The sequence below is a fragment of the Gemmatimonadota bacterium genome (genome assembly GCA_016712265.1).
GTDB lineage: Bacteria > Gemmatimonadota > Gemmatimonadetes > Gemmatimonadales > Gemmatimonadaceae > RBC101.
Genome location: JADJRJ010000028.1, coordinates 621,731 through 646,519, shown reverse-complemented (window position 1 = coordinate 646,519; position 24,789 = coordinate 621,731). Strand labels below are relative to the sequence as shown.

The following is a 24,789-nucleotide window of genomic DNA, read 5'->3' as shown; positions in this document are numbered from 1 at the left end:
GTCGCTCATGCGTCCGATCTCCCTCATCGCATTCTCCTTCGTGGCGGTGTCGTCAGCCGCCGCGCAAACCACCGTGGACCGTTGGCTGGTCCTTGGGCCCACGGCTGCCGTCGCACCGTTCAACGCCGCGGCTGGCGATTCATCGGTCATGGACGCGACACGCGTCACGATCGGTCGACGATGGCCGGTTGGCGGCACGGCCGTGGCGATGCCCGGCGGCACGACGTTGCGCTGGCAGCCCGGCGCGGGAGGTGCCGCTGACGGCCAGGTGCTGCACGCGGCGACCTACCTCACGACCGACCGATGGACGAAAGCCACCCTCACCTTCACGGGTGGCGACGCCGCGACGCGTCGCGTCTGGCTCGACGGGCAACGAGTGGCGGGGCCAGAGGTCGAGCTCCGCACGGGGAAGCACCTGCTGCTGGTCCAGCGACTGGGACGTGGCACGTCGTCAAGCGAACCACTGACGGTGAAGGTGACGCCCACGGTGTCCTCGGCCGCCATCACGACGTCTTTGGACGCACAACACCCGGGAACCTGGGCGGAACTCCGGGACATCGCGCACGTGCGGTCCATGGTCGTGGACCCCACGGCTGCGCGCGTCGCGCTCTTCGTGCAGCGGTATGATGCCGAGAGCGACAAGTACGTGTCGGCGCTGCAGGTGCACGAGGTGGCGACCGGGCGCACGCTCGCAGATGCGGTCGTGCCTAACGCGGCCCAGGCGCGATGGAGCCTGGATGGACGCCGCCTGTTCGTGTCTGCGGCGACGGACCGGCAGGGAGCGCAGGGGATGGACCTTTGGGAGTGGACCGCGGAGGGTGCGACCAAGCGCCTGCTGCGCGCGGAGCCCGGGCTCGGGATCGTCGGGTCGTCTGCCGATGGCGAGTGGCTCTACATCACCGCCACCCAGCGGATCGGCGCCCCGCCTCCGGCCAAACCCGGCGAAGCGACGCGACTCACCGAGGTCTGGGACCGCTGGTCATGGACAGCCGACAAGGCCCACCTCTTCGCCTTCCATCCGGCGTCGGGCTCACGGGTGACCCTCGTGGGCGACACGGCGGTTGGCGTCAGCGCGGCGACGCTCTCGCCGGACGGCCGCGCAATCGCCTTCACGCGCACCGTGCAGGACAACAGCCGCCGCCCCTGGATGCGGGCCGAGATCTGGACGATCGACGTGACGACCAAGGCGACCCGGCGTGTGCTCGAGCTGTCGAACGAGGCGTTCCAGGCCCCGGGGGCGCTCGCCTGGTCGCCTGATAGCAAGGCACTCGCCTTCTGTGCGAGCGCGAAGGCAACCTACCAGGGGAACGACCCGGCATTCAGCGTGTTCGAGAACGAGTTGTATGCGACGTCCGTCGAGCGCGGCGGGATGGTGCACCTCAGTGAGGGGTTTGTGCCGTCGGTCGGCGGTGGGCTGGGATGCACCTCGTTGATCTGGAACGCGACCGACGGTCGCATCTACGTGCCGGTTGATGAGGGCGCGAAGACACCTCCCGCGCGGACTGTTGCGCCGGTGACCTCCGCACTGGCAAGGACCACGCTCGAGGTGATGCGCCCCCTCCCCGGCCCGGTGGGCACGGCGTTTGACATCGGCGGCCACACGATGGTGATCGCCACCGAGAGCCCGACGGCGCCGGTGGTCATCTCACGGATCGACCTGCGCACCGGGGCGACCCAGCCCATCGTGCGCCCCAATGCCGAGGCTCTCACCAACGTTGCTGTGCCGGCCTCACGCGAGTGGACCTTCCGCAACAGCCGCGGTGAGACGATCGAGGCCTGGTACTGGGTGCCACCCGGCTTCGATTCCACGAAGACCTACCCGATGATCGTGCACTACTACGGCGGGACGTTGCCGATGAAGAAGGACTTCGAGCAGCGGTTGCTCTGGTTCGCGTCCAATGGGTATGCCGTCCTCTACATGAATCCGGCTGGCACGCCGGGATACGGTCAGACGTTCGCCAACTACCACATCAATGACTGGGGAACTGCGGCGGCTACCGACATCATCGAGGGAACGGAGCAGTTCGTGAAGGCGCACCGCTGGGTAGACGGCTCGCGCATCGGGAACTTCGGCCACTCGTATGGCGGCTTCATGACGATGTTGATCCACACGCGGACGAAGCTCTTCCGTACCGGGATCGAGCTGGCCGGCATCAGCAACATCGCGAACTACTGGGGGGCCGGCTGGACGGGCTTCAGCTACACCGACGGCACCTGCCCCGGGTGTTATCCGTGGAACCGCAAGGATGTGTACGTGGACCGCTCGCCCCTGTTCTCCGCCGACAAGATCACGTCGCCGATGTTGATGATCCACGGCACCGACGACACCAACGTGGTGCCGACCGAGAGCGAACAGATGTTCACGGCCCTGCGCATGTTGGGGCGCGAGGCGGAGTTGATCCGCGTGGCGGGCGAGAACCACGGGATCAACTCGAAGCCCAGCGTGGAGTACCTGCGCGATGCGATCATGCTCGACTGGTACGACAAGCAGCTCAAGGGCCAGCCGGAGGCGTGGGCGGCGCGCTGGGGGATCAAGGCGCCGCCGAAAACACTGCCGTAGAGGGGCTCCACGCCGCCTTGCCTCTCCCGCGCCGACCGCCCATGTTGCGGTCGGCGCTGCGGGGCGCCTCCTGTCCGCGGGAAGGACCGAGTCCACCCGGTGTACACCGTCGGTTCGAGCACCCTGCGAACCTCCTTTCGCCCGACTCTGCGGACACGGGCCCTGTACAAAGGAGGCTCGTTATGCCCGTTCGTGGATTACCCGTACGTCCCAACCTCGAGCAGCTCCGCCACCAGGCGAAGGACCTGCTCACCGCCGCCCGCGCGGGCGACGCCAGCGCGCTCGATGACTTTCGCGCGTTTCACCCCACAGGTGGAGTCAGCACTACACTCCAACTACATGAGGCGCAGCTGGTGCTGGCGCGGAGCTACCAGTGCGCCAGCTGGCCGCGCCTCGTGCAGGCCTGCGAACTGGCCGACGCCATCTGGCAGGACGATCTCGACACTGTCGCCCGGCTGGTGACGCAGCACCCGCACCTGCGCGACGAACATGTCCTCGTACGACGCGACAGCAATTGGGGTCCGCCGATGTCCTATGCGGCCAACCTCGGACGCGACCGGATCATCCAGTGGCTGCACGACCACGGGGCCTCGGATCATCAACACGCCGTCGGCCGCGCCGTGTTGCAGAGCCAGCTGGGCACGGCGGCCCTGTTGCACGGGATGCTGGGGAAACCCCGCCCTCCGCGCGACGCCTTTGGGGGACCGGCCTACACGCTGAGTGTACCCGGGAACGAGTTCCTGTTGGCCCTGGGGCTGCGCTTTGATGGACCGGATGCCTGTCCCTGTCCGGCCGACGTGGTCCTCGAGACGGACAGCCGCCGACCAGAGGCGAAGCATCGCATCCTCGAGCTGTATGCACAGCATGGCATGGTGTATCCCGACACTCCGACGATGGCCCTCCATCGCGGCCGCATCGACCTCCTCGAGGCGCACCTCGCGCGTGACCCCGGCCTCGTGCACCGCACCTACTCGCACGAGGAGATCTATCCGCCGGAAATCGGGTGCCACGACGAGGTCAACGCGACGCACGCGACGCCGCTCAAGGACGCCACGCTGCTCCACATGTGCGCTGACTACGACGAGCTGGAGATCGCCCAGTGGCTTATCGCGAAGGGTGCCGACCCGAACACCCCGGCGGCCGTCGACGCCGAGGGGTTTGGTGGGCACACCGCGATCTTCTCGACGGTCGTCTCGCAGCCGGCATTCTGGATGAACTACAATCGGCACACGCCGGTCTACGATACACGGATCGCCGAGCTATTCCTTGCGCACGGCGCTGACGTGAACGTCCGGGCCACGCTCCGCAAGCAGCTGCACCCGGGCTACGATGACCATCGCCTCGTCGAATACCACCACGTGACGCCCCTGTCGTGGGGACGCCGCTTTCACCAACAGGTGTTCGTTAATCGCGGCGTGCTGGAGTTGCTCGTGCAGCACGGCGCCATCGAGTAGCTCGCGGCGTCAATAGCCCACAACAGCGAAGCAGGACGGGGAGCACAAGCCAAGGCTCGTGCTCCCCGTGATGTTGTGTGCTGCGTCGGCGATCCCTGCCCGCCGTGCGCCTACTTCCCGGCAGGCATCCCCGCCCAGATGTCGGTCAGCACGCGCTGGAAGTTCCCGCCGAGGATGCCGAGGATCTGGTCGTCGGTGTACTTGCGACGGATCAGCCCCTCCGTGACGTCGAACATCCGCCTCGGGTGGTCAATCCCCTCGATGTCGATCTTGTCGCGGAAGCCGTAGCTCCCCTTGTAGCTGTCCTTGAGCCGCTTGTACTCGTCAGGCGGCATGTCGTCGTAGCCCTGCAGGTCGATGTCGCTCCCGATCCCGACATGCTCCACGCCGATCATCTTCGCCACGTAGTCGATGTGGTTGAAGAAGTCCTCGACCGTGGTCGGCTCACTCCCCTTCACGAACATGCGCACGCCGGTGATTCCCATGACGCTCCCGGCCTTGCCCGCGGCGCGGATCACCTCGTCGGGCTTGCAGCGCGGATGGTTGTTGGCGAGCGCGCGGACGTTGGAATGGGTGATCAGCGCCGGCTTCTTCGAGAGGGCCAACGCATCGAGCGTCGTCTTGTCCCCGCAATGCGAGGTGTCCACGGCCATGCCGACCTTGTTCATCCGCGCGATGAGTTCCGCGCCAAAGTCGGAGACGCCGCCGTCCACCCGGTCGGTTGACCCGCTCGCGAACCAGTTCTGCGAGTTGTAGGTGAGCTGCGAGACGCGCTGGCCGTACATGTGGAACTCGTCCACGGTCGCCAGCATGTCGCGCGGGTTGTAGTCCGGCCGCACGAAGTGGTCGGAGTTCTGTGCGCCGAGGAGGATGCCGACGCGTCCCGATCCCCTGACCTTCGCGAAGTCGTCTGCCGCATCGATCCGCATGAAGAGGTCCGGCCGCGCCGCGATCATCGCGTTCTGTCGCTGGAAGTACTGCTGGCCGATGGTGTAGGCATTGGGTCCGCCGAAGCCCACCGCAGTGTGGAACACATGAATCCCCGACTGCTTGAACGGCTCGAAGTCCGCGGCGGTGATCGAGTCCGGCTTCTCGAGCCACCGGTTGCCGTTGGACGCGATGTGCAGGGGGCTCAGCATGTCGATCACCGTCGCACGCCGCATCAGCTCGATGGCCCGCGCGGAGTACTGCTGGCCGGGAATGTGCGGCAGGGAAAAGCGGCCCCGGTTGAACATCGGGGCGACGATGGCGGCGGCGCCGAGCTTGATGGCGGTGCGACGGGAGGTCATGGGGGTGGTCAGGGAAACCATGTGAGTGCGCGACAGCTATCATATTCCCCGCTGGTACGCCCTCCCGCCACCCCACCTCTCATGCGTCGTCGCGCCGCCCTCCTCGCCCTCGCCGCCCTGCCGTTCACCCTTCCGGCCCAGAGTCGCCAGGTCCGGCGTGACCCGTTCGCCGGCGTCGACTCCGTGATCCTGGCCGCGATGAAGGCTTGGAAGGTGCCGGGGCTGGCCGTTGCGGTCACTACGCGGGACTCGGTCATCTTCGCCCGGGGCTATGGCGTGCGCCGACTCGGCGACCCGACCCCGGTCGATCCCCAGACGATGTTCGCCATCGGCTCGGCATCCAAGGCCTTCACCGGGGCCTCGCTCGCCATGCTCGCGGACGACAAGAAGCTCACGATGGACGACCGCGTCACGGACCACCTGCCGTACTTCGAGATGTACGACCCGTGGGTCACGCGCGAAATCCGGCTGCGCGACCTGCTGCTGCACCGGAGCGGGATGGAGCGTGGGGAGCTCGTCTGGTACGGCACGACGCGCTCGCGCGAGGAGATCGTGCGCAGCATCCGCAACCTGGCGCCGACCACGAGCTTCCGGACCCGCTTTCAATACCAGAACCTGATGTACATCACCGCCGGCGAGGTCGTGCGCGCCACCAGCGGGATGTCGTGGGACGACTTTGTGAAGTCGCGGATCTTCACGCCGCTGGGCATGACGTCGTCCAACACGTCGGTGCGTGACCTCTCCGGGTTGACCAACGTTGCGCAGCCGCACGCCGAGCTCGACAAGGTCGTGAAGGTCGTGCCCTATCGGAACATCGACAACGCGGGAGCTGCCGGCTCGATCAACTCCAACGTCGTCGACATGTCGAAGTGGGTGCGCCTCTGGCTCAACGGGGGGACCGCGAGTGGCAAGCGCGTGCTCAGCGAGGCGATGTCACGCGAAGCGATCCGTCCGCAGCACACCATGGACGATCCGTACCTGAGCGCCATGCTGGGCACGCCGGACTTTCCCGGCTATGCCTTCGGCTGGTTCTCCGCCGCGTTCCGCGGCCGGCGGCACATCGGCCACGGCGGCAACATCGACGGCATGGCCACCATGGTGGGATTCCTGCCGGACGACGGCATTGGCGTGGTGGTGCTGGCCAACATGAACCAGAGTGGCGCGACGATCCCGATCATGAACACCCTGTTCGATCGCGCGCTCGGAGTCCCGCCGAAGGACTGGCCAGGGGAGTTCCAACGCCGCGAAGCGGAGTTCATGGCCGCGATGCAACCACAGGGGGCACCCAAACCCCCGACGCCTGGGACCCGACCCAGCCTTCCCCTCGACGCCTACACCGGCACGTATCGCCACTCCATGTACGGAACGGCCACCGTGCGCCTTCAGGGCGGCAAGCTGGTGATAAGCTATGACCACAACCCGACGGGGGTGGGCGACCTCGAGCATCACCAGTACGACGCCTTCACCGCTACGATGCGCGACCCGATCCTCGGCAAGGCACCCGTCACCTTTCGGGTGGGGCGCAACGCCACGGTGGAGTCGATGCACTTCCCGCTGATGGGCTCGGATGGTGAATGGATGCGAGCCCGGTGAGCGACGGGCCGCGCGTCGCGATCGTCGGCGCCGGGATCATCGGGTCGTCATGGGCCCTGGTGTTCGCGCGCGCGGGATGGCAGGTCCGCGTCTACGCCCGGCACGCCACGGTCCGTGACTCGCTCCATTCCCGGGTCCTTCGCGCGGCGACCGCGGCACAGGCCGTCGCGCCCAGAATAACGCCTGACGAGATCGTCGCGCGGATCGCCGTGAGCGCCACCCTCGCGGAAGCCCTTGAGGGCGCGGTGTGGGTGCAGGAGTCCATCGAGGAGTCGCGCGATGCGAAGGCGACCTGCTTCGCTGAGTTGGACGCCGCCGCGCCGACGGAAGCGATCCTCGCCAGCTCGACCTCGTCGATCGGAGCATCGCTGTTCACCGCTGGATTGGCTGGCCAGGATCGCTGTCTGGTCGCGCACCCGGCCACACCACCACACCTGCTCCCCGTGATCGAGGTGGTGCCCACGCCCGTCACCACAGATGCCGTGGTGCAGCGGGCGTTCGCGATCCTGCGGGAGGTGGGACAGGTCCCGGTGCTGGTGCGCGGTGAACGCCCGGGCTTCGTGATGAATCGGCTTCAGGTCGCGTTGCTGACCGAGATGTTCGCTGTTGTTCGCGATGGACTGATGTCGCCAGCGGACGTTGATGCCCTGATTCGCGACGGCTTCGGGTTGCGCTGGGCCCTCCTCGGACCGATGGAAGGGATCGACCTGAATGCCCCTGGCGGGATCACTGATTATCTCGCGCGGTACGGCTTCATGTTCGAGCAGGCGGCGCGCGAACGGGGCGCGACCGATCCCGTGGTCACCGACGCGCTGCGGGAGACGCTCCAGGCGGCGATGCGGGAGCGGCTCCCCCTCGAGAGGATTCCGGAGCGCATCGCCTGGCGGGACCAACGCATCGCGGCACTGCGGGCACTAAGGATCACTGAGCCCTGATGTGGGTACGGAGCCCGGTTGGTCCGCGCGGCCCATTCCCCGACTGAACGCCATTCGAATGAACACCACGCCGCCCCTGCATCCCGGCGTCAGCCTGCTTCGCGTCCTCCTCGCCGCCGTCCTGTTGGCTCCATTCGCCCGGACGAGCGCCCAAGACCCCGATGAACCCGACCGGACGCGACTCCGGCTGCCCTTGCTCTTCGGATCATTAGCCGTGGAAACGGCCGCGATCACGAGCGGCGCACTGATTCCCTACCTCGGCGCTGGCCACTTCGCGCAGCGTGCCTACGGACGAGGTACTGCCTGGGCCCTCACCGAAGGGACATTGATCGCCGCCCGTGGTTTGGCCAACGGCCGGGCCGGCGTCGCGGATCCGCGGCGTTTTCCCGGCGTCAATGGAGACACGCTGTATCGTCGAGCGACCGGCCGATCGCCGGCCGGCGAGGCCTGGTTTCGCGCCGGGGAATTCGCGTATCACACCGGCTTCTACGCACGCATGGCGGACGTCTCGCTGGCGTACCGTGCGGCACACCGCCATTCGCATACTGCGACCCTCCCCTTGGATTCCAGCTCACTCGCTCGATTGTCCCTCGCGCCGGTGCACCCGAAGGACCTCGCGTCCGGGTGGGTGCTCGTTCCCATTGCGCTCGCCGGCGTCTCCGAACTCGTGCAACAGCGCGAACGTCCCCTTCGCGACGTGAACGAGTTGACCGTGCTCGGCCAGCGCATGTCGCGGACGGGCGGTGCCCTCACGGCGCTCGGGCACGACGCGCTCTACCTCCTGAGCACCGCCGTGGGTGAGGAGCTCTTCTTCCGCGGGTTGGTGCAGACCGAACTCACGGAGCGCTGGAACCCGACCCTCGGCATTGCGGGAAGTACCCTCGCGTTTGCCGCATTCCATATCCCCAATCGCGGGATGGGTGGTGCCTTGATCGCGGGGGTCGCGGGGGCCTACCTGGGGACGCGCTTCCACCGGAATGGGTACCAGCTGGGCGAGTTGATTGCCGCGCACTTCTGGATCGACTTCCTGCCCGGTGCGCTCCAGTTCCTGCGTGATGCGCGGAGCGGGCGGACGGTGTCCGAGGTGCGCTGGCGGCGTTGATGGGCTCGTGCCTAACGCGTGAGGCGCACCATCGCATCGAACGCAGGGTCGGTTGCCTCGCCCACGGCGCGGCGACCGACGTACTCGCCGAGGACGGGACCGTGCTTGAACGCGTGCCCGCTCCCGCCGCCGGCAATCAGCACATTGTCCCAGGCGGGATGCCGGTCGACGATGAAGTGTTCGTCCACCGTGTTCTCCAGCTGGCACACCCGGGTCTCGGTGATCGGCTGGTTGGCCAACGCCGGAAAGCGCCGCGCCAGGTAGGCGCGTGCCCGCCGCACTTCGTGCGCCGTGACGACCCGTTCGTCGGTATCGGGGTCAAAGGTGACCGGCCCCGTTGTGGGGCAGACCTTCACCCCGCGCCCGTCGATGGACGGGAAGCCGTAGTAGCCTGACTCCGAGTAGTTGGGCATCGCCGGGGGCATGAAGCGCGTATCACCGGCCGGGACCCCGAAGTAGAACACCTCGCGCCCAGGCACCTTGATGCGGTCGCCGAGGAGTTCGGGAAAGAGCCGCGGCAGCCAGGGACCGCAGGCAAAGACGAAGTACGTAGCCGCCACTCGCGTGCCCGCATCCAACTCAACGTCCACCAGGCGGCTTCCCTCCGCGCGCCCCGGCCTCGCCCGTTGCACCGTGAGCGCGCCACCCTTGCGAACAAACGCCTGGCCGGCCGCAATGATCGACTGCTTTGCACGAACCACGGCCGCCGTCGGCTCCAGCAGGCCGACGCCCACGCCGTCAAACGACATTTGGGGATACCGCCGCCGCAGCTCGTCTGGCGTGAACGACTCGGTCTTCACGCCGAGCCGCGCGAGCATCGACTGCGTCGCCCGCATCGACGGCGTCCAGTCGGCGGCCAACTCCAATCGGCCCGTCTCGACAATGAGGGGGATCCCGAACTCGGCTTCGCGTTCCTTCCAGGCGAGCTGTGCACGTTGGGCCATGCGCGCGTACAACTCGCGATCGCCGTAGCCCACCCGCAGCTGGCGTGTCTCGTCGCCAGACGTCGCCCGCGAACTGCCGGGGCCGTAGGCGTCCACCAGGGTGACGGCGTGGCCCTGTTCCCGCAGGTAGAGTGCCGTCCACACGCCAAATGCGCCTGCGCCAACCACCACCACAGACGGCCGCTGCACCTGGTGGGCAGCCACACCCGGTGCGGGGTCATCGAGGGCGTTCATCTGCGCGGTGGCGCCGAGGGATGCGGTGGTCACGGCCAGAAACTCACGTCGGTCCATGCGGGAATCAATAGATCGGGTCATCCGGTGCCTGGTCCCAGGCCGCCAGATCCAGGAAGGCACGCCCCGCCGCGGCAAAGGGACGACTCGCATCCGACAGCTCCGGGCTCCACCGCACCACGACGTGATATCCGTCGCGCCCCTGACGCTCGAAGACCCACTCAGACCCGTCGCGCTTGCGCACGTTCGGCGGGAGGCTCGTCCGCGCGAACCCGGCGGCATGTACGGACGCCCGCACCGCGTCGCAGCGGTCCACGGCCGTCACGGTGGAATCCCGCTTGCGCACGGCGCCTAACGCCTCCCCGGCGCGTCCCTCCAGCATGCTCAGCACCACGAGGCACCCGTCTCGCCGCCACTCGAGCCGCACAGCCATGGGGCGATGAAAGGTCCGCATCCACAGGAAGCGCAGCACCTCGCCCTGGTGATCGGGGAGGCGCGGCTCGCCCATCGCAGCCAGCGCATTCCCGAACCACGCCACGCGCAGCGAATCGGCGCCGGTCAGGGCGCCTGATGGCATGAATGCCGGTGAGGGACCCGACTGGACTGCGGCCGGCGGGAGCAGCTCTTCATCGCTCGGCGCACCGCACGCCACCGCGGCAAGCACCGCCGCGTGCGCGAGCGTCCTCAGATGTCGCAAATCTTCACGCCCTGGGCCAGACTCGTCAGCGGATCACGCTTCGGAATAAACTCCTGCCCAATGAAGCCGGTGTACCCCTTGTCCGCGATGGCGCGCATGATGGTCGGGTACGCCAGCTCCTGTGTCTCGTCGATCTCGTTGCGCCCGGGCACACCGCCCGTATGAAAGTGCCCGATCGCGTCCCAGTTATCGCGAATCGTCCGGATGACATCACCTTCCATGATCTGCATGTGGTAGATGTCATACAGCAGCTTAAAGCGTGGACTCCCCACGCGACGCACCAACTCGGCGCCCCACGGGGTGCGGTCGCACATGTAGTCCTTGTGGTCGATCTTGGAGTTGAGCAGTTCCATGATCACCGTGACCCCGAGGCGCTCGGCCGTGGGGGTGATCCGCTGCAACCCCTTCACGCAGTTCTCGAGCCCCTCGGCGTCTGCCATGCCGGCGCGGTTTCCCGAGAAGACAATCATGTTGGGGAGCCCCGCCGCGGCGACCAACGGCAGGAGTCGTTCGCTTTCGGCGACCAGGCGATCGTGCTGGTCCGGCCGGTTGAACCCCACGGGAATCGTCGAGGGACCGTTGGCGACCGCGCAGGTGAGCCCGTACTGTTTCGGGACATGCCACTCCTTCTCGTCCAGCAGCTCAATCGACTGCAGGCCGATCTCCTTAGCCGCCTTGCACAACTCCTCGAGCGGGATGCGGCTGTAGCACCAGCGACAAGCGCTTTGTCGCAAGCGCCCGGCGCCTCGGATTGCGGTGCGCATCGCCTCCACGTCGATGCCGGCGGCGGCGAGGGCCATGGTTCCTCCGAGGCGGGTGATGGCGTCGCGTCGTTTCATGCGGTGAACCGTTTCATGGCCGCCGCGCTCACGCGGATCGAGTCGAACGGCGAGGTGGGGTTGTCGTGCTCGACGAAGAAGTGCGTTAGGCGCCCCCTCGCTGCGTCAAAGATACGCTGGAACGGGAGGGTCCCGGCGCCAACCTCGGCCATCGAGCCGTCGGGCATCATGTCCTTGACGTGCACCAACGGGAAGCGCCCGGCGTGACGCGTGACGTACTCGATCGCGTTGCGTCTCGCCCTCGAGATCCAGTACAGATCCAGCTCGAATGACACCAGGGCGGGATCGCACTCCGTCATCAGGATCGCGTGACCATCGGTATTTCCAAGGGATGCAAACTCGTAGTCATGGTTGTGATACGCGACCGATAGGCCTCGCGCTTTCGCCCTCGCGGCCGCCGCGTTCAGCTCGCCAGCGACACGCATATAGGCATCGACGGACCCTCGTTCCGCCGCACCGAGCGACGGGACGACCACCCAGCGATGCCCGATGGCCGCACTGTCATCCAACACCTTGTCCCACTCCGCACGCATCATCGCGAGTGAGATGTGCGTCGCCGGGGCGGCCAGCCCGGTCGCCTTCAGCGCCGCGGCGACCTGCGTCGGCGTCCGGCCGAAGTAGCCGGCGAACTCCACCTCGCGGTACCCGATCTCCGCCACACGCGCGAGCGTGCGCTCCACATCCTGCTGCATGTCGGCTCGCACCGTGTAAAGCTGCAGGCCGAGAGGCACCGGTGCGGCACCCATCGCGCACGACGCCGGCCGGGCGCCGAGCGTCGCGGTGCTGGCGGCAATCGCCTTGAGTGCGGTTCGTCGGTTCATGGTTGGGAGGATGAAGGTTACTGCACGACCTTGCCGGTGGAGTCGCCGAGGATGAGGAACCGGTGGGCCCACCATGGGGCGATGCCATTGCGCATCACCCGCTCGTGGAAGGTCCGTAGCGCGAAGGCACTGCCCTCCTTCACCTGCACGTCGTCTCGCAGCTTGAACATCGCGTGTTTCCCCAGGAAATACCCGCCGTTGGTCGGGTCATAAACGACCCGTACGGCCTCCTGACGGGCGGCCTGGGCGGGGACAAAGGCCTGATCCTCGAAGAACTTCGCCGCGTCATCCACGCTCCAGACCCCCATGTGCGTGTAAAGTCCGGCGATGAGGCGGCAGATCCGCGTCATGCTCTCGGCGAGCTGGGCCATGGCGTACCGCGGATCTTCCGCATGGTACCCCTGCTCCACGACCAGGTGCTCGGCGTAGTGCGCCCACCCGTCTTGTCCGGATGATGGCTGCGGAAACGGGTTCAACCCAATCCAGATGCGCCGGATCTTCCCGGGGGTATCGCGCATGTACAGCGAGTGGACCCAGTGGCCGGGCATCGCCTCGTGGGCGCTGGTGATCGCGAGCGATGCCGTGTTGAAGCGCTCAAGCCAGGCGTCTTGTCGTTCGCGGGGCCAGGTGGCGTTCGCATCGGTCACGTAGAAGATCGACTTCACCGGCACGGGCTCCAGCGGTGGCGACGCGTGCATCGACGCCAGCCCCAGATCGAACGGGCGCGAGGCCTCGACGATCACGCGCTCGCCCGCCGGGATGCTCGCGAGCCCCTTGGTCTCGACGAACTGCTGCAGGTCGTCCACTGCCTTCCGCGTGGCGTCCACCAAGCGACCCGGCGCCGGGTGATCGGTCCGGATGCGTCGCCACACCGTGAGGAAGTCGGTCGTCGGGTCGATGTCCTTGGCTTTCGCCACGAACATCGCCTGCTCGCGGGAGAGTTCGCGGACACCGATCGCGAGCAACTCCTGCACCTTGGCATCGATCAACTCCTCGGCACGATACCGCGCCTCCACATACTCCGCGCCTAATGCATTCTTGCCGGTCGCGCGCGGCAGGAGGTCTGTGCGCAGCCAGCGCGTGAACTCTTCGATCGCCGCCCGCGCGTCCTTCGCCTCGACCAGCATCGCGTTGCGTGCCTCGCCATCGGGGGCCGGGAATGCCTGCTCGAGGTCGGCGCCGAGCATCGCACTGGCCCCCTCGAACATGGTGATCCCGCGCTCGACGAGCACCTTCGGCGGATTGGTGAGGTTCGCCTTGCCCGCATCGAGGAGGCGCGGCACCTGGCGCAGCTTCGTCGTTATGCGCCGCATCCGGGTGACGGCATCGGCGCTTTCCATCGTCATCAGGTTGTGCACGCCATCGGCAATGGCCGAGGCATAGAGCATCGGATTGCGCTGGTGGTTCTTGATTCCGTCCAGTTCGAGCAGCCACGCGTCCACGATCCCGTCGAGGATGCGGTGGTCGACGAGCTCGTCCGCAGGCAACTCGGCCCGTGGCAGGTCACGCAAGCGTTGCTTGACCGTCAGCAGCCACGCCACCTCGGCGGCAACAGCTGTCGCGCTGTAGTCCTCCAGCTCGCCATCGTGCGCGTGGATCCCGTTGCCGGCCGCAATGGACGGATGGTGCCCGGCCCAGGTGTCGAGGTACTCGTCGACGAGGTTGGCGAAGGCGCGGGCAGCGGGGGTCTCGCTCCCGTACCCGGACGTGTCGCGGGGGCGGCCGCCTCCGGAGGCGGCGCCGGACTGCTCGGTGCGCCAGGCAAAGAAGGCCAGGGCACCCAGCAACAGCGCGATGAGGCCGAGTCGCATCATGTCAGCCCCCGGGTGGCAGCCTGGCGGACGCCGCGCACGAAGGTGTCGACCTCCTCGAGCGTCGTGTAGACATTGGGGGTCACGCGGATGCACGAGAACTCGTTAGGTACCTCGCGCGGCCGGACATGGACGCGATACCGCTTCATGAGCCAGTCGGTGAGTTGTGGCCCGGTCACGCCGTCCAGGGACATGGCGCCTAACGCGCACGATTGGGCGTCGTCGTCCGGGGTCAGGATCTTCACGTTGGGGAGGTCGCGCACCGCGTTCACCCATCGCCGCCGCAGCAAGCGGAGCCGTGCCGCCTTGCGCTCCGGGCCGATCGCCTCCCAGAAGTCGACCGCCTCGGTGATCGGGTTGCGGATATGCACCGGAAAGGTGCCGATCGCCTCGAACTTGCGGATGTTGTCGTGCATCTCCGCCGGCGACGCGAACAGGGACCAGATCGTCGGGATCTTCGCCTTGCGCACGTAGAGGAACCCGGTGCCCACCGGCGCGCTCAGCCACTTGTGGAGCGAGGTGCCAAAGTAGTCGCAGTCGAGCTCGTCGCGCGTGAACGGGAACTGCGCGTAGCTGTGCCCGCCGTCGACCACCACTTCGATCCCGCGGGCGCGCGCCATCTGGCAGATGCGTCGCACGGGGAAGACCTGGCCGGTGGTGTAGTAGACGTGCGAGATGTGGATGACTTTCGTCTTCGGTGTGATCGCACGCTCGACGCGCTGCACCAGGTCGTCCACACTCGGCGGCGGGGACGGGAACGAGATGAATTTCAGGACGACCCCATCGCGCCGCTCCCGCTGGCGCCAAGTGGTGATCATGGAGGGGTAGTCCTGCGTGGTCGTAAGGATCTCGTCGCCGCGCTGGAGGGACATCCCGAGCTGGACGGCCTCGAGCGCCTCGGTGGTGTTGCGGGTGATCGCGATCTCTTCCGCGTCGCAGCCGAATCGCGTCGCGAGCCGTCGACGGACCACGTCGAACGCCGGGTAGAGCGTTTCGTCGACGTAGTACGAGGGACTCATGTTCGTCATCGCCAGGTAGTCCTGCTGGGCGCGCTGGACCGTGAGTGGCGATGGGGCGACCGACCCGTTGTTCAGGTTGATATTGTTGCGGTCGACCGTGAAGGCCTGCCGAACCGTGAACCAGAAGTCCTCGTCGTCGGCCATTTCGGCGGCCGGACGCGATGGGGACCAGGCGGCGAGGCGCTCGGCCACCCGGAGCGCGCCCGGGCTGAACGAGGCGACCCCGGCGGCCGCGCTGGCGACGAAGTGGCGACGGTGCATGCGAAATGAGATGGGGGTGCCCCGAACCGGCGAGACCGGGCGCCAGGATCATCCCGCGCGCCTGTGGACGAGAGCTACACCCGTATCCCCCGTTTGCAAGTCGCTCCTTGAGGTCGCCGGCCCCCGGGACGAGTTTCCCGCATGACCCACTCTCGCCGCGCCTTTCTCGGCACCTCCGTGGCCGCCGCCGGACTTCCGCTCGCCGACCTCGCCAGCAAGGTGACCACCATGCCCACCGGTGATGATCCCCTTGGCGTGCGCGGCGACTTCGCGGGCGCCAACTCCCGCACCTACCTGAACACCGCCTACCAGGCGCTCCTCCCGCGCCAGGTGGCCGAGGCAGGTCGTGTGTTCATCGAGCGCAAGGCGACGAATCCGCTCCTCGTCGGCGAAATGATGCGCAAGACCGACGAGGTGCGCGGCCAGTTCGCGCGGCTCATTGGTGCGTCGCCGGAGGAAGTCGGATTCCTCTTTTCGACCAGCGAGGGCGAGAACCTTGTCGCGCAGGCGCTCGACCTGCAGCCTGGCGACAACGTGGTCATCGACGAGCTGCACTACGAGTCGGAGTTCGTGCTGTATCGGGCACTCGAGGCGCGCCGGGGAATCAGCATGCGCGTGGTGAAGCACCGGGACGGTGCGGTAACGGCGCGTGACCTCGAGCCGCATGTGGATCGGCGCACGAAGTTGGTGAGTGTCGCCTGGGTGTCGCACCAGAACGGCTTTCGCCACGACATGCGACCCATCGCGGACCTCGCGCACGCGCACGGCGCCCTGTGCTACACAGATGCGATCCAGGCCGTCGGGATGTTCCCCGTCGACGTGAAGGCGTCTGGTGTGGATCTGTTGTGCTGTGGGAGCTACAAGTGGGTGCTGGGTGGGTTTGGTCCCGCCCCGCTCTACGTGCGACGGGAGTTGCTGGATCGTATCCGGCCGGACCGCGCCGGTTGGATGCAGGTGGCGCGCGAGTTGCCCGACTTTCGCTTTGAGCTGCACAAGACGGCCAAGCAGTACGAGTACTCTACGCTGCCGTTCTGCGAGGTCTACATGTTGGGCGCCGGGCTGTCGTACATCGAGCGGGTGGGCGTCTCACGCATCGAGCAACACACCGTGCCCCTCGCCCGGCAGCTGCAGGATGGCTTGCTGCGCCAGGGGTATCGGCTGTTCACCCCGGCCGGCAATGCGTCGTCGATCGTGACGTACTACGTCACCGGCGAGCCGGCGGCTCATCGGCAGGCGTTCGAGCGCGCGACGATCGACGTCACGGTGCGTGACGCGCTCAAGCAGGTGCGGGTGTCGACGGCGCTGTTCAACACCGCGGACGACGTGACGAAGTTCCTCGACGTGACGAAAGGACTCCGGTAAGGGCGATCGAACTGCCACGGCGAAGCACGCGCGGCACGGGGCAGCACGTGCGGCACGCGGCGCACCCCCGGACTCAGGAACCGCGTGCCCCTCGTGCCGCCCGTGCTCCTCGTACTGCCCGTGCTGCGCCCTTGCTGTTGGCTCTTAGTGCGTCATCCCGTATATCAGGTAATTGATCGCCAGCTTGTACGCGTCGTTCGTCGTGTTCACCGGCCAGAAGTCCTCGTCCGAGTGCTCCATGAAGTCGCCGATATCGGTGTTGTAGTTGATCACCACCATCAGGCGCTTGGTCGGGTCGTTGTCCTCGTAGATCCCGAGGAACTCGGCGTCCAGGTATGACGCCTGGGGATGGTGCAGCTTGATCGAGTCGACACCAAAGAACGAGTTGTAGATCGGGTGCTTGACGGTCAAGCGTTCAATACGGGCGTTCGGGAGCGCCAGGTGGATCGCCCGATCGAACACCTGCCAGTCATTCAGCATGAAGTCATCGACGATCAGGAACCCGCCTTTCTCAAGGTAGGTCTTGAGCCCCGCAGCCTCGGACTCATTCGGGTACCATCCACCAGGCTCCGAGAGGTAGGCGATCGGGTACTTGAGCAGTTCGGGATCATCCAGCGTGTGGATGTTGCTCCCCGTGCGATGAGGCTTGAGCGCCGTGACCTCCTCCATCATGGTCATGAGGTGGCGCTCCATCGTGGGATAATCGAACTCCCACCCGCTGCGCCGGTACACCTCGTACCGGATCCGCGCGAAGGTGAAGCGCCCGTCATACGGCACGTTGGGCTCGATGTATACGCGCCCGCCGCCGCGAAAGCGCTGGGCAGCGAGCGCGAGCGGCAGGAGCAGGGCTGCCCCCGCGATCCCTATCAGGACCCGTCGTGCGATCGCCCGGCCTCGCGCTTGTGCCATCCCCTCAAGCTCGGCGCGGACCACGCGCCCGCAAGGGGCCGGTGACGGGCGGTATGCCGACACCCGTCACCGACTCCGCACGCCCGGTGCGCACAGACGCTACCGGGCGAGTTCCCTACCGCATCCGGGCGAACCGAATGTCGCGCGAACGCCCGTTGCCCGCATAGAACGCGAGCACCTGCCCGTTCTTGTCGTACTCGAACACCAGGGTGATCTCACCGCCCCCGCCGCTCGCAGTGAATGTCCCCTTCGCCCCCGGCGCCATCGACCCCGTCCCCGTGCGACGATTGGTCGCCGTGAGCTTGCCGTCCTTCACCGAGATCTCGTAGAACGTCTCGAGTTCCTCACTGAAGTACCGCCCGCTGTACTTCGCCAGTTCGGCGGCGTTCGGGGCCCAGGGCTTCTCCGCTTCCCCCGCGAGGCGCGTCGCCTTGTTGTCGCCACCCTGGTGCAGCGTCATCCCGGTGACCTTGGCCTGCGCGTCGCGATGGAAGGTGACCGACGCCGCGACGACCCGCACGGCAAAGGTGGAATCCGAGGTCGGGTAGATCTGAAACGGCGGCTGGCCGGTCACCTGCGCCATCAGCGAATCTCCGCCCCGCCTGAACGTGAGGACCACGTTCGGGGCAGCGTCGAGCGCGTAACGTCCCACGAACGGATCGAAGCGCTTCGCATCGTAGGTCGCCGGATCAAAGGGCGCCGCAGCGACGGCGTTCGGCGGCGTGAGCTCGGGGAAAAACGCCTTGGCAATCCGGAACGCGATCCCCGAGTCAAAGCCGCCATCGTTGCTCTGCACCGTCACCCCCGCATCAATCTCCGGGTACATCGCGAGCATCGAACGGTGCGAGACATCGGCCCCGCCATGGTGCACGCGCGTGAGCGGCCCCTGCTTGTCGACAAACAATCCGAAGCCGTATCCCGTCGACTTGCCGTTGGTCATCGTGAACGGCGTCATCATCTGCTTGATGCCCGCGGCGCTGCCCACGACGGGCTTCCGGTAGTTCTCGGCCCATCGCTGCAGGTCGCCGAGGGTGGTGTAGATCGCGCCGGCGCCCATCGAGCCGGCGAGGTCCCCGAGGGCCCGCCACTCACCGTTGGCCGCGCGAGAGTAGCCCACGGTCGCACCACGCACCGTGGCGTGTCGGTCGGCGCGCACCATGGACTGCGTCATACCCAGCGGCTTGAAGACCCGCTGCGCCATGAAGTCGGCGAATGGCTGCTTCGACACCCGCTCGACCACCATGGCCGCCAACGCGTACGCTGTGTTGTTGTAGTTGAACTCGGCGCCCGGCGCGTTCTGCAGCGCCGGCTGGCGCTGGACGAGGGAGATCATCTCCTCCCGACCCACATAGTCCCCCTCGTCGATCCGGCGCGCCGCAATCAGCATGGCGTTGTACATCTCGCGATACCCGGTCGTATGGGTAATCAGGTTCCGCACCGTCACCTTGCTGCCGAGGTCCGGAAGCTCGGGGATGTGCTTTCGCACGTCGTCATCGAGCGAGAGCTTGCCGTCGTCGACGAGCAGCATCACGGCGAAGCCGGTGAACTGCTTGGACGTGGAGCCGATGTTCGTAGGCGTGGTGACGGTGAAGGGGATGTCGTAGGCCAGGTTTGCCATGCCGTACCCCTTGGCGAGGAGCGTGCGCCCACCACGCCAGACCGCGACCGCGGCGCCAGGGCCATCACGACGGTCCCACGGCGCGAGCAATTGGTCGACGAGTTTCTTCGGGTCGCTCGACAGCGGCTCGCGTGCGACGAGGGTGAGCACGAAGTCGCCGGCCGATGAGTCAACGGGAATCACCTCGACCTGGTGGGTCCCCTTCTCGACGGTTTCGACCTGAAGCCGCTCGGGCCCGCGAGGGGCGGCGTTCACACCGCGTAGCGGGGTCTTTTTCGGCCCGAGAACCCGCACCAGGACGTTCGTCGAGACCTGGTCCACTTCGAGGCGGACGACAACCCCGGAATCGGCCTCCATCTGGTATCGGGTGGTGTCGCCCCGTGCGTGGGTCGCCCGGACCGCGCGACCCACGGCTAGCGGGGCCTGCGCAGCGAGCGGCGCAGCAGTGGCAAGAAGGGAAAGGGTCAGCAGGTGGCGTCGCATGTCGATGTACGGGGCCGTGGGGTTGGGACGGAACGTACGCAGCCCACGCGGTCGCTGCCACCGGCACCGCCCGGCCCGGCGATCCGCCCGGCCGGGCGCCAGGCGCCCACGAGACGCACGAAGGGCCCGGCGGAGATTCCCGCCGAGCCCGACGCGCCTTCCGTCCTTGTGGACTACGGGCGACGCCGCTTGCCGCGATCCGACAGGTCCAGCTCCCAGGCCTCGCCGTTGATCGTCGCGGCCGGGGTGGCCGTCCCGTTGAAGGTCACGACAACCTCGCGCGTGACCGTTTTTCCGTCGTTGGGGCCGCCAGTGAACTTCACCGTGAAGGACTTGGTGACCGTCCCCGACAGTGGCCAGCTCGTCGCGGTCCGCGGAACCGGAATCACGACATTGGTGCGTCGCACCGTGTACGTCATCTCATACTGGCGCAACTCGCCGCTCTCACTGGTGCGCACGCGGGTCATCGAGCCGCTGCCGGTACCGTTCCACGTCGCGGTCGTCTCGCGACCGGCCAGCCCGGTCACGACCATCTCGCGGGTGCGATCCACGGTCATGCTCATCGGTCCGCGCGTCAGGTCGCCCTTGACCGTCGCGTTCACCTGCACCGAGGCCGTGGTGAGGGAGTCGTACGCCGCCTGGGTGTTGCCTGCCGCATCCTTGAAGACGCAGGTGCGAGTCACCGTGAGCCCCTGTCGCGCCACGTTATCGCACTCGAAACGGCCGCGATCCGCTGCGAGCCCGAGGGCGAACTGGCCACCGGGGCCCCGCATCAATTCGACGCCCTCACCAATCCCATCCGCAGTCACAGCGGCCACATCCGCGTTCACGATCGCGTTCGCGGCGGCAGAGAGCTGGGGGGAGTTCACTCCGTCGGTCGCACAGGCGCCGAGGGCGGCGACCAGGAGCGGCGCAGCCATGCGCCAAGAGGTGAAACCGGTTGGTACCGTCATCGCAAACAGCCTCCGTCCACTAAGGGTCTTGCAGCAACCGGGGGCGCGGTGCCCACCACCGCAGGGTCCTGCACTCCATTCGACGCCTGACCCCGACATGCGTTAAGAACCGCCCACGGCGTCGGGGGCATTGCGAGGGGGGATGGCGCTCCGTGGGGCGGACCGCACGGGGGCCGCCCAGCATCGCACCATCCGGCCCCCATGGTGCTGCGCTCGAACGGCTCCAAGACGCCGCCGAGCGTGGTCTGGCGTATTCACCGGACCACGCCCCGACGCGCACCGGTCAGTCCCGCGTCTGCATTCCCAGCAGGCTCACCCGGTACTCCTTCGTCGTCGGATCGAAGGCGACGCTATACGAGGTCGGGTAGCGCCCCGGAGCCGGATACTTCGCGGGGATCTTGAGCGCCTTCGTCTCATTGGGTTTTGACTCGAGGAACGCCTTGGACATCATCGGCTCGATGAAGATCATGCGCCCGTCGTAAAACCCGTAAATCATGGTGCTGGTGAAGGGCGATCCGTGGTGCTCGTTCGCGGTGGAATCGCCCCAGTGGCTCCCCATTCTGGGAATGGCCATTGGATCCTGCCTGTAGTTGGGCGGTGCTTCGCCTGGTGGGGGGGCCTTGGCGGCCTTTGCGGCGAAGGTCGGATCTGCCGGCGTCATGGCGTCTCGCTCCGACATTGAGATCAGGTAGTAGTGCACATCGAAGTGCGGGACGGTGTACACCATTGACGGCGGATGTCCGGAGGGCTGCCAGTTGATACCGATGTGCCTGTACACGGTAGTTGGCGCCTGCGTGGGCATCGGGATGATGAACTCGGTGTTCGGGAGCGTGGGGGGAAGGTTGCGGAGCGCCCCTTCATCGAAGACCACACTGAGCTCCTCGAGCTCCTCGGAGCTGCCAAAGACCGCCTCGGTCCACGCCATCCCGGCACCGACGGCGACCTGCGGGCCGCGATACGTGGTGCGCCGCGGCGCGGAGGTCTCGTCGCCACATGCGCCCAACATCGCGGCCGCCACGGCACAGGTCGCAGCCACGCGCAACGACCACGGGGGAAAGACTCCTGACATTGTTTGCGCTCCCTTGATAGGTTGGTTGATCCCGGGTGCCGGACCGATTGACCGTCGTCACCCGGAGCGCAGTCTGGGAACGGCTGGTCAGCCGGCGGTCGGCCCCTGGTCAGCCGTTGCAGCGTGCGGGTCAGCGCTCGGTCAGGCCGTGTCGGGCGGGAGCGAACTGGAGGGGAATGCGCGTGTACGGGCTCAGGACGTTGGGAAGCCTCTCCTTGGCCCGCGAGGCGGAGTCGGGAACCGTGGAGCAGGGGCCGGAGGTGGCCCACCAACGGAAGCCGCTTGCCCTTCTTGCGATTCTCGCGGCGGCTGCGCCACATGGGGTCTCTCGCGACCGGCTCCTCCTGCTGTTGTGGCCGGAGAGCCACACGGAGCGCGCTCGAGGAGCGCTCAAGACCATGGTGCACGCGCTGCGCAAGCAGTTGGGCGCTAACGCGGTGGTGGGAGTGGCCGAGTTGCGGCTGGGCCCCGGCACGGTTGCGAGCGACATCGAACGCTTCCGGGCCGCCCTTGCCTCCGGGGACGATGCGGCGGCGGTCGCGGCGTATGGAGGTCCATTCCTCGACGGTGTCTATCTTGATGCCGCACCGGAGTTCGACCAATGGGCGAGCGCTGAACGGGCGCGTGTGCAGGGTGAATTCTGCGACGCCCTCGAGCGGTTGGCGGCCCACGCCTCCACAGAAGGGCGCCTGACCGACGCGGTGCGCTGGTGGCGCGCACGACACGCGGCCGACCCGCTCCACGCCCCGACGTCGCTGCACCTCATGCGGGCGCTGGTTGCCGCCGGCGATCGGGATGGTGCCTTGTTGCACGCCCGTGCGCATGAATCCCTGGTTCGCCAGGAACTCGACGTCCCTGCTGATCCCGAGGTCGTGCGATTCGCCGAGGCGCTCCGAGGCGGCGGGGTGGAAGCCGCGCCCCCGGTACGCCGTGTACCCGGCCAGCCTCCAGCGGCGCCCGCGAGTGACGACACGGGGCCTCGTGGTGCCGGCGTCGCGGAGCCTTCACGGCGCTCCCGTTCGCCCCGCCGCTCGTTCGCGATCGGGGGGCTGATGGTCGCGGCGGTCGCGGTCGGTGTTGCCTTTTTCCGCTCGCGTCCCGACGACGCCACGAGTTCGCCACCACCCGCCGAGCTGCAGGCGAATCGCGTGGCCGTGGCCGTGTTTGTCAACCGGACGGGAGAGCGTGCGCTGGATGCGTTAGGCGCGATGAGCGCCGATTGGGTGACGCGAGGCCTGGCGCAAACGCCTGGCGCCGAGGTGTTCGACATCGGCGGCCTCTTCCTGTCGGGGCGTACCCCCGATGGCGCGGCGATGGAGCCGCGCGCACTGGCACGCGCCAACGGCGCCGGACTCGTGGTCGCCGGCAACTACTATAAGGTCGGCACGCGCATTGCTTTCAGCGTGCAACTGATCGACGTGGCAAGTGGACGCGTGGTGCGGGCCCTCCGGCCGGTCGAGGGTGATGCGGATCGCCCCCTCGCGGCGGTTGAAGAACTCCGGCTCCAAGTGGCCTCGGCCATTGCGATGTTGCTTGACCCGAGATTCGGCCAGTTAACCGCGGCGCCGCAGGTGCCCCCGCGGTACGAAGCCTACACCGAGTTTGCTGCGGCGCAGGAGGTGTACTGGCGCGGCGATTGGGAAGCGGCGCTCCCGCACTTCCGCCGCGCCGTGGCCCTGGACACCAACTTCGTGGCGGCGCTGGCGTTCGTGAGTACGGTGGCGGCGGGGACTGGCCGATGCGCCCTGGTCGACAGCGTCCTGGAGGCGTATCGCGCACGCCGTCCGTCGCCGAACGATGTGGACTGGATCACCGTGCAAGTGAGCCGCGAACGCTGCGACAAGAATTGGGAGGGACACAACCGGTTGTTGCGCGAGCGCCTGGCGCTGCTGCGAGGCTCGCGCTTCGTCGCCACGGTACTGTCGACCGGCTATCGCCAGCTCAACCGCCCGGGTGAGGCCCTGGCGTTGCTCGCCGACATCGTCCCCGCCCGTGACCTCGGATGGCTCCCGCAGGCCGGCCGCGCGTACTTCTGGCGAGAACTCGCCGCGAACCACCACCTGCTGCACGACTACGCGGCGGAGCGAGCGGTGGCCGACCAGATGGCGGCGGCGGGCGTCGACCCCCTGGCGACGACGTACATCCGGGCCCGGGCGCTGGCCGCCCTCGGTCGCGGCGACAGTGCCACGGCGCTCATGGAGAGTATTACCAGTCTCTCTCCCAATCCATCACTCGTGATGGGCCTGACCGGGCTGTTGCCTCCGCTGGAGATTGGCACACCGGGCTGGGTCATGTATCAGGTCGCCCTGGAGCTCGCGGCCCACGGCGACAGTGCACACGCGCGACGCGTCATGGGGGGATCCGCTCACTGGTTCGCCGCGATACGCGAGACGGAGTCAGCAACCGTGGGGTCGACCATTCTCTACACGCGAGTGCTGGAGTGGCTCGGACGCGGCGAGGAGGCGAAATCGATCGCCGCCGCCCTCGTTGCGCGTGATAGCACCTCCATCCATGCACACGGATCGCTCGGGCTGGTTGCCGCATCCACGGGAGACGCGGACGCTGCCCGGCGAGCGGACCGCTGGCTCGCGGCCCAGCCGCCGCGTTTTCCCGCAGGGCTTCCGGTGCTCTACCGCGCACAGATTGCTGCAGCGTTAGGCGATTCCAGCCGCGCCGACGCCATGCTCCGCGCCCTTCCGCACGGAGCGCATCCGTTGGACGTGCTGAACTTCCATGTCGATCCGTCGCTGGCGAGGTTGCGCACCTCGGAGACCATGCGCCGGTGGATGGTGCCGCGCGGCTGACGAGCCCGTCGCGACCTGACACTCCGGCCGCGACT

Annotated in this window: 18 protein-coding genes; 7 read left to right on the top strand and 11 right to left on the bottom strand. The window is 67.4% G+C overall.

The genetic code is table 11. The features are described from left to right. Nucleotides 1-7: 7 nt before the first annotated feature. Nucleotides 8-2,560 carry a S9 family peptidase gene (locus IPK85_09690; protein ID MBK8247654.1) on the top strand — a complete coding sequence of 851 codons (2,553 nt, stop codon included), beginning with the start codon at nt 8-10 and terminating at the stop codon, nt 2,558-2,560. Between the two features lie 182 nt (nt 2,561-2,742). Continuing rightward, nucleotides 2,743-4,014 (top strand): ankyrin repeat domain-containing protein, encoded by a 1,272-nt coding sequence (locus tag IPK85_09685; protein MBK8247653.1) that lies wholly within the window; start codon nt 2,743-2,745, stop codon nt 4,012-4,014. Between the two features lie 110 nt (nt 4,015-4,124). Here IPK85_09685 and IPK85_09680 read toward each other — a convergent pair whose 3' ends face one another. Then, entirely contained in the window at nt 4,125-5,303 is a 1,179-nt protein-coding gene (locus IPK85_09680) for a membrane dipeptidase (GenBank protein MBK8247652.1), read from the bottom strand. A gap of 81 nt (nt 5,304-5,384) precedes the next feature. On the opposite strand from IPK85_09680, the gene IPK85_09675 reads away from it, so the two are divergent. From IPK85_09675 to IPK85_09665, 3 genes are read left to right on the top strand one after another with little or no spacing between them, the layout of a single operon-like run. Continuing rightward, a complete protein-coding gene (locus IPK85_09675; protein ID MBK8247651.1) occupies nt 5,385-6,896 on the top strand; it encodes a serine hydrolase in 1,512 nt (503 codons plus the stop codon). Then, nucleotides 6,878-7,831 (top strand): 3-hydroxyacyl-CoA dehydrogenase, encoded by a 954-nt coding sequence (locus IPK85_09670; protein MBK8247650.1) that lies wholly within the window; start codon nt 6,878-6,880, stop codon nt 7,829-7,831. Before IPK85_09675 ends, IPK85_09670 begins: the two co-directional genes overlap by 19 nt. A 58-nt stretch (nt 7,832-7,889) precedes the next feature. Beyond that, nucleotides 7,890-8,933, top strand: coding sequence for a CPBP family intramembrane metalloprotease (locus tag IPK85_09665; protein MBK8247649.1), 1,044 nt, complete (start codon nt 7,890-7,892; stop codon nt 8,931-8,933). Nucleotides 8,934-8,944: 11 nt separating this feature from the next. On the opposite strand, the gene IPK85_09660 is transcribed toward IPK85_09665, so the two are convergent. The 6 genes from IPK85_09660 to IPK85_09635 are packed head-to-tail and all read right to left on the bottom strand — an operon-like array spanning nt 8,945 to nt 15,439. Continuing rightward, nucleotides 8,945-10,192 carry an FAD-dependent oxidoreductase gene (locus IPK85_09660; GenBank protein MBK8247648.1) on the bottom strand — a complete coding sequence of 416 codons (1,248 nt, stop codon included), beginning with the start codon at nt 10,190-10,192 and terminating at the stop codon, nt 8,945-8,947. Further along, complete coding sequence (locus IPK85_09655; protein MBK8247647.1) at nt 10,176-10,805, bottom strand: hypothetical protein; 630 nt, start codon at nt 10,803-10,805, stop codon at nt 10,176-10,178. The genes IPK85_09660 and IPK85_09655 overlap by 17 nt, the downstream gene beginning before the upstream one ends. Next, nucleotides 10,793-11,644 (bottom strand): TIM barrel protein, encoded by an 852-nt coding sequence (locus IPK85_09650; GenBank protein MBK8247646.1) that lies wholly within the window; start codon nt 11,642-11,644, stop codon nt 10,793-10,795. The genes IPK85_09655 and IPK85_09650 overlap by 13 nt, the downstream gene beginning before the upstream one ends. Beyond that, nucleotides 11,641-12,465, bottom strand: a complete 825-nt coding sequence (locus IPK85_09645) for a sugar phosphate isomerase/epimerase (GenBank protein MBK8247645.1) — start codon at nt 12,463-12,465, stop codon at nt 11,641-11,643. Before IPK85_09645 ends, IPK85_09650 begins: the two co-directional genes overlap by 4 nt. A gap of 17 nt (nt 12,466-12,482) precedes the next feature. Then, complete coding sequence (locus IPK85_09640) at nt 12,483-14,279, bottom strand: DUF885 domain-containing protein (GenBank protein ID MBK8247644.1); 1,797 nt, start codon at nt 14,277-14,279, stop codon at nt 12,483-12,485. Next, the gene (locus tag IPK85_09635; protein MBK8247643.1) at nt 14,276-15,439 is read right to left on the bottom strand and encodes an aminotransferase class V-fold PLP-dependent enzyme; all 1,164 of its coding nucleotides are present in this window, start codon (nt 15,437-15,439) and stop codon (nt 14,276-14,278) included. Before IPK85_09635 ends, IPK85_09640 begins: the two co-directional genes overlap by 4 nt. Before the next feature lie 258 nt (nt 15,440-15,697). Here IPK85_09635 and IPK85_09630 point away from each other — a divergent pair, with 258 nt between their 5' ends. After that, nucleotides 15,698-16,918 carry an aminotransferase class V-fold PLP-dependent enzyme gene (locus IPK85_09630; protein MBK8247642.1) on the top strand — a complete coding sequence of 407 codons (1,221 nt, stop codon included), beginning with the start codon at nt 15,698-15,700 and terminating at the stop codon, nt 16,916-16,918. 144 nt (nt 16,919-17,062) lie between these two features. Here the strand turns inward: IPK85_09630 and IPK85_09625 are convergent, their stop codons facing one another. The 4 genes from IPK85_09625 to IPK85_09610 all read right to left on the bottom strand — a co-directional run bounded on the left by IPK85_09625 (nt 17,063) and on the right by IPK85_09610 (nt 21,950). Beyond that, complete coding sequence (locus IPK85_09625; protein MBK8247641.1) at nt 17,063-17,827, bottom strand: DUF4159 domain-containing protein; 765 nt, start codon at nt 17,825-17,827, stop codon at nt 17,063-17,065. 115 nt (nt 17,828-17,942) lie between these two features. Continuing rightward, nucleotides 17,943-19,928, bottom strand: coding sequence for a serine hydrolase (locus IPK85_09620; GenBank protein MBK8247640.1), 1,986 nt, complete (start codon nt 19,926-19,928; stop codon nt 17,943-17,945). 173 nt (nt 19,929-20,101) lie between these two features. Continuing rightward, complete coding sequence (locus IPK85_09615; GenBank protein MBK8247639.1) at nt 20,102-20,848, bottom strand: hypothetical protein; 747 nt, start codon at nt 20,846-20,848, stop codon at nt 20,102-20,104. Nucleotides 20,849-21,164: 316 nt separating this feature from the next. Beyond that, the gene (locus tag IPK85_09610) at nt 21,165-21,950 is read right to left on the bottom strand and encodes a DUF5602 domain-containing protein (GenBank protein ID MBK8247638.1); all 786 of its coding nucleotides are present in this window, start codon (nt 21,948-21,950) and stop codon (nt 21,165-21,167) included. Nucleotides 21,951-22,126: 176 nt separating this feature from the next. Here IPK85_09610 and IPK85_09605 point away from each other — a divergent pair, with 176 nt between their 5' ends. Further along, nucleotides 22,127-24,754, top strand: a complete 2,628-nt coding sequence (locus IPK85_09605) for a hypothetical protein (protein MBK8247637.1) — start codon at nt 22,127-22,129, stop codon at nt 24,752-24,754. The last annotated feature ends 35 nt before the right edge of the window (nt 24,755-24,789 follow it).

What these genes read in the sequence shown, in the direction of transcription:
- IPK85_09620 (MBK8247640.1), bottom strand. Translation starts at nt 19,928, where the DNA reads ATGCGACGCCACCTGCTGACCCTTTCCCTTCTTGCCACTGCTGCGCCG.
- IPK85_09650 (MBK8247646.1), bottom strand. Translation starts at nt 11,644, where the DNA reads ATGAAACGACGCGACGCCATCACCCGCCTCGGAGGAACCATGGCCCTC.
- IPK85_09645 (MBK8247645.1), bottom strand. Translation starts at nt 12,465, where the DNA reads ATGAACCGACGAACCGCACTCAAGGCGATTGCCGCCAGCACCGCGACG.
- IPK85_09640 (MBK8247644.1), bottom strand. Translation starts at nt 14,279, where the DNA reads ATGATGCGACTCGGCCTCATCGCGCTGTTGCTGGGTGCCCTGGCCTTC.
- IPK85_09630 (MBK8247642.1), top strand. Translation starts at nt 15,698, where the DNA reads ATGACCCACTCTCGCCGCGCCTTTCTCGGCACCTCCGTGGCCGCCGCC.
- IPK85_09670 (MBK8247650.1), top strand. Translation starts at nt 6,878, where the DNA reads ATGGATGCGAGCCCGGTGAGCGACGGGCCGCGCGTCGCGATCGTCGGC.
- IPK85_09665 (MBK8247649.1), top strand. Translation starts at nt 7,890, where the DNA reads ATGAACACCACGCCGCCCCTGCATCCCGGCGTCAGCCTGCTTCGCGTC.
- IPK85_09690 (MBK8247654.1), top strand. Translation starts at nt 8, where the DNA reads ATGCGTCCGATCTCCCTCATCGCATTCTCCTTCGTGGCGGTGTCGTCA.
- IPK85_09675 (MBK8247651.1), top strand. Translation starts at nt 5,385, where the DNA reads ATGCGTCGTCGCGCCGCCCTCCTCGCCCTCGCCGCCCTGCCGTTCACC.
- IPK85_09625 (MBK8247641.1), bottom strand. Translation starts at nt 17,827, where the DNA reads ATGGCACAAGCGCGAGGCCGGGCGATCGCACGACGGGTCCTGATAGGG.
- IPK85_09680 (MBK8247652.1), bottom strand. Translation starts at nt 5,303, where the DNA reads ATGACCTCCCGTCGCACCGCCATCAAGCTCGGCGCCGCCGCCATCGTC.
- IPK85_09685 (MBK8247653.1), top strand. Translation starts at nt 2,743, where the DNA reads ATGCCCGTTCGTGGATTACCCGTACGTCCCAACCTCGAGCAGCTCCGC.
- IPK85_09635 (MBK8247643.1), bottom strand. Translation starts at nt 15,439, where the DNA reads ATGGCCGACGACGAGGACTTCTGGTTCACGGTTCGGCAGGCCTTCACG.
- IPK85_09610 (MBK8247638.1), bottom strand. Translation starts at nt 21,950, where the DNA reads ATGTCAGGAGTCTTTCCCCCGTGGTCGTTGCGCGTGGCTGCGACCTGT.
- IPK85_09660 (MBK8247648.1), bottom strand. Translation starts at nt 10,192, where the DNA reads ATGACCCGATCTATTGATTCCCGCATGGACCGACGTGAGTTTCTGGCC.
- IPK85_09605 (MBK8247637.1), top strand. Translation starts at nt 22,127, where the DNA reads ATGCGCGTGTACGGGCTCAGGACGTTGGGAAGCCTCTCCTTGGCCCGC.
- IPK85_09615 (MBK8247639.1), bottom strand. Translation starts at nt 20,848, where the DNA reads ATGGCTGCGCCGCTCCTGGTCGCCGCCCTCGGCGCCTGTGCGACCGAC.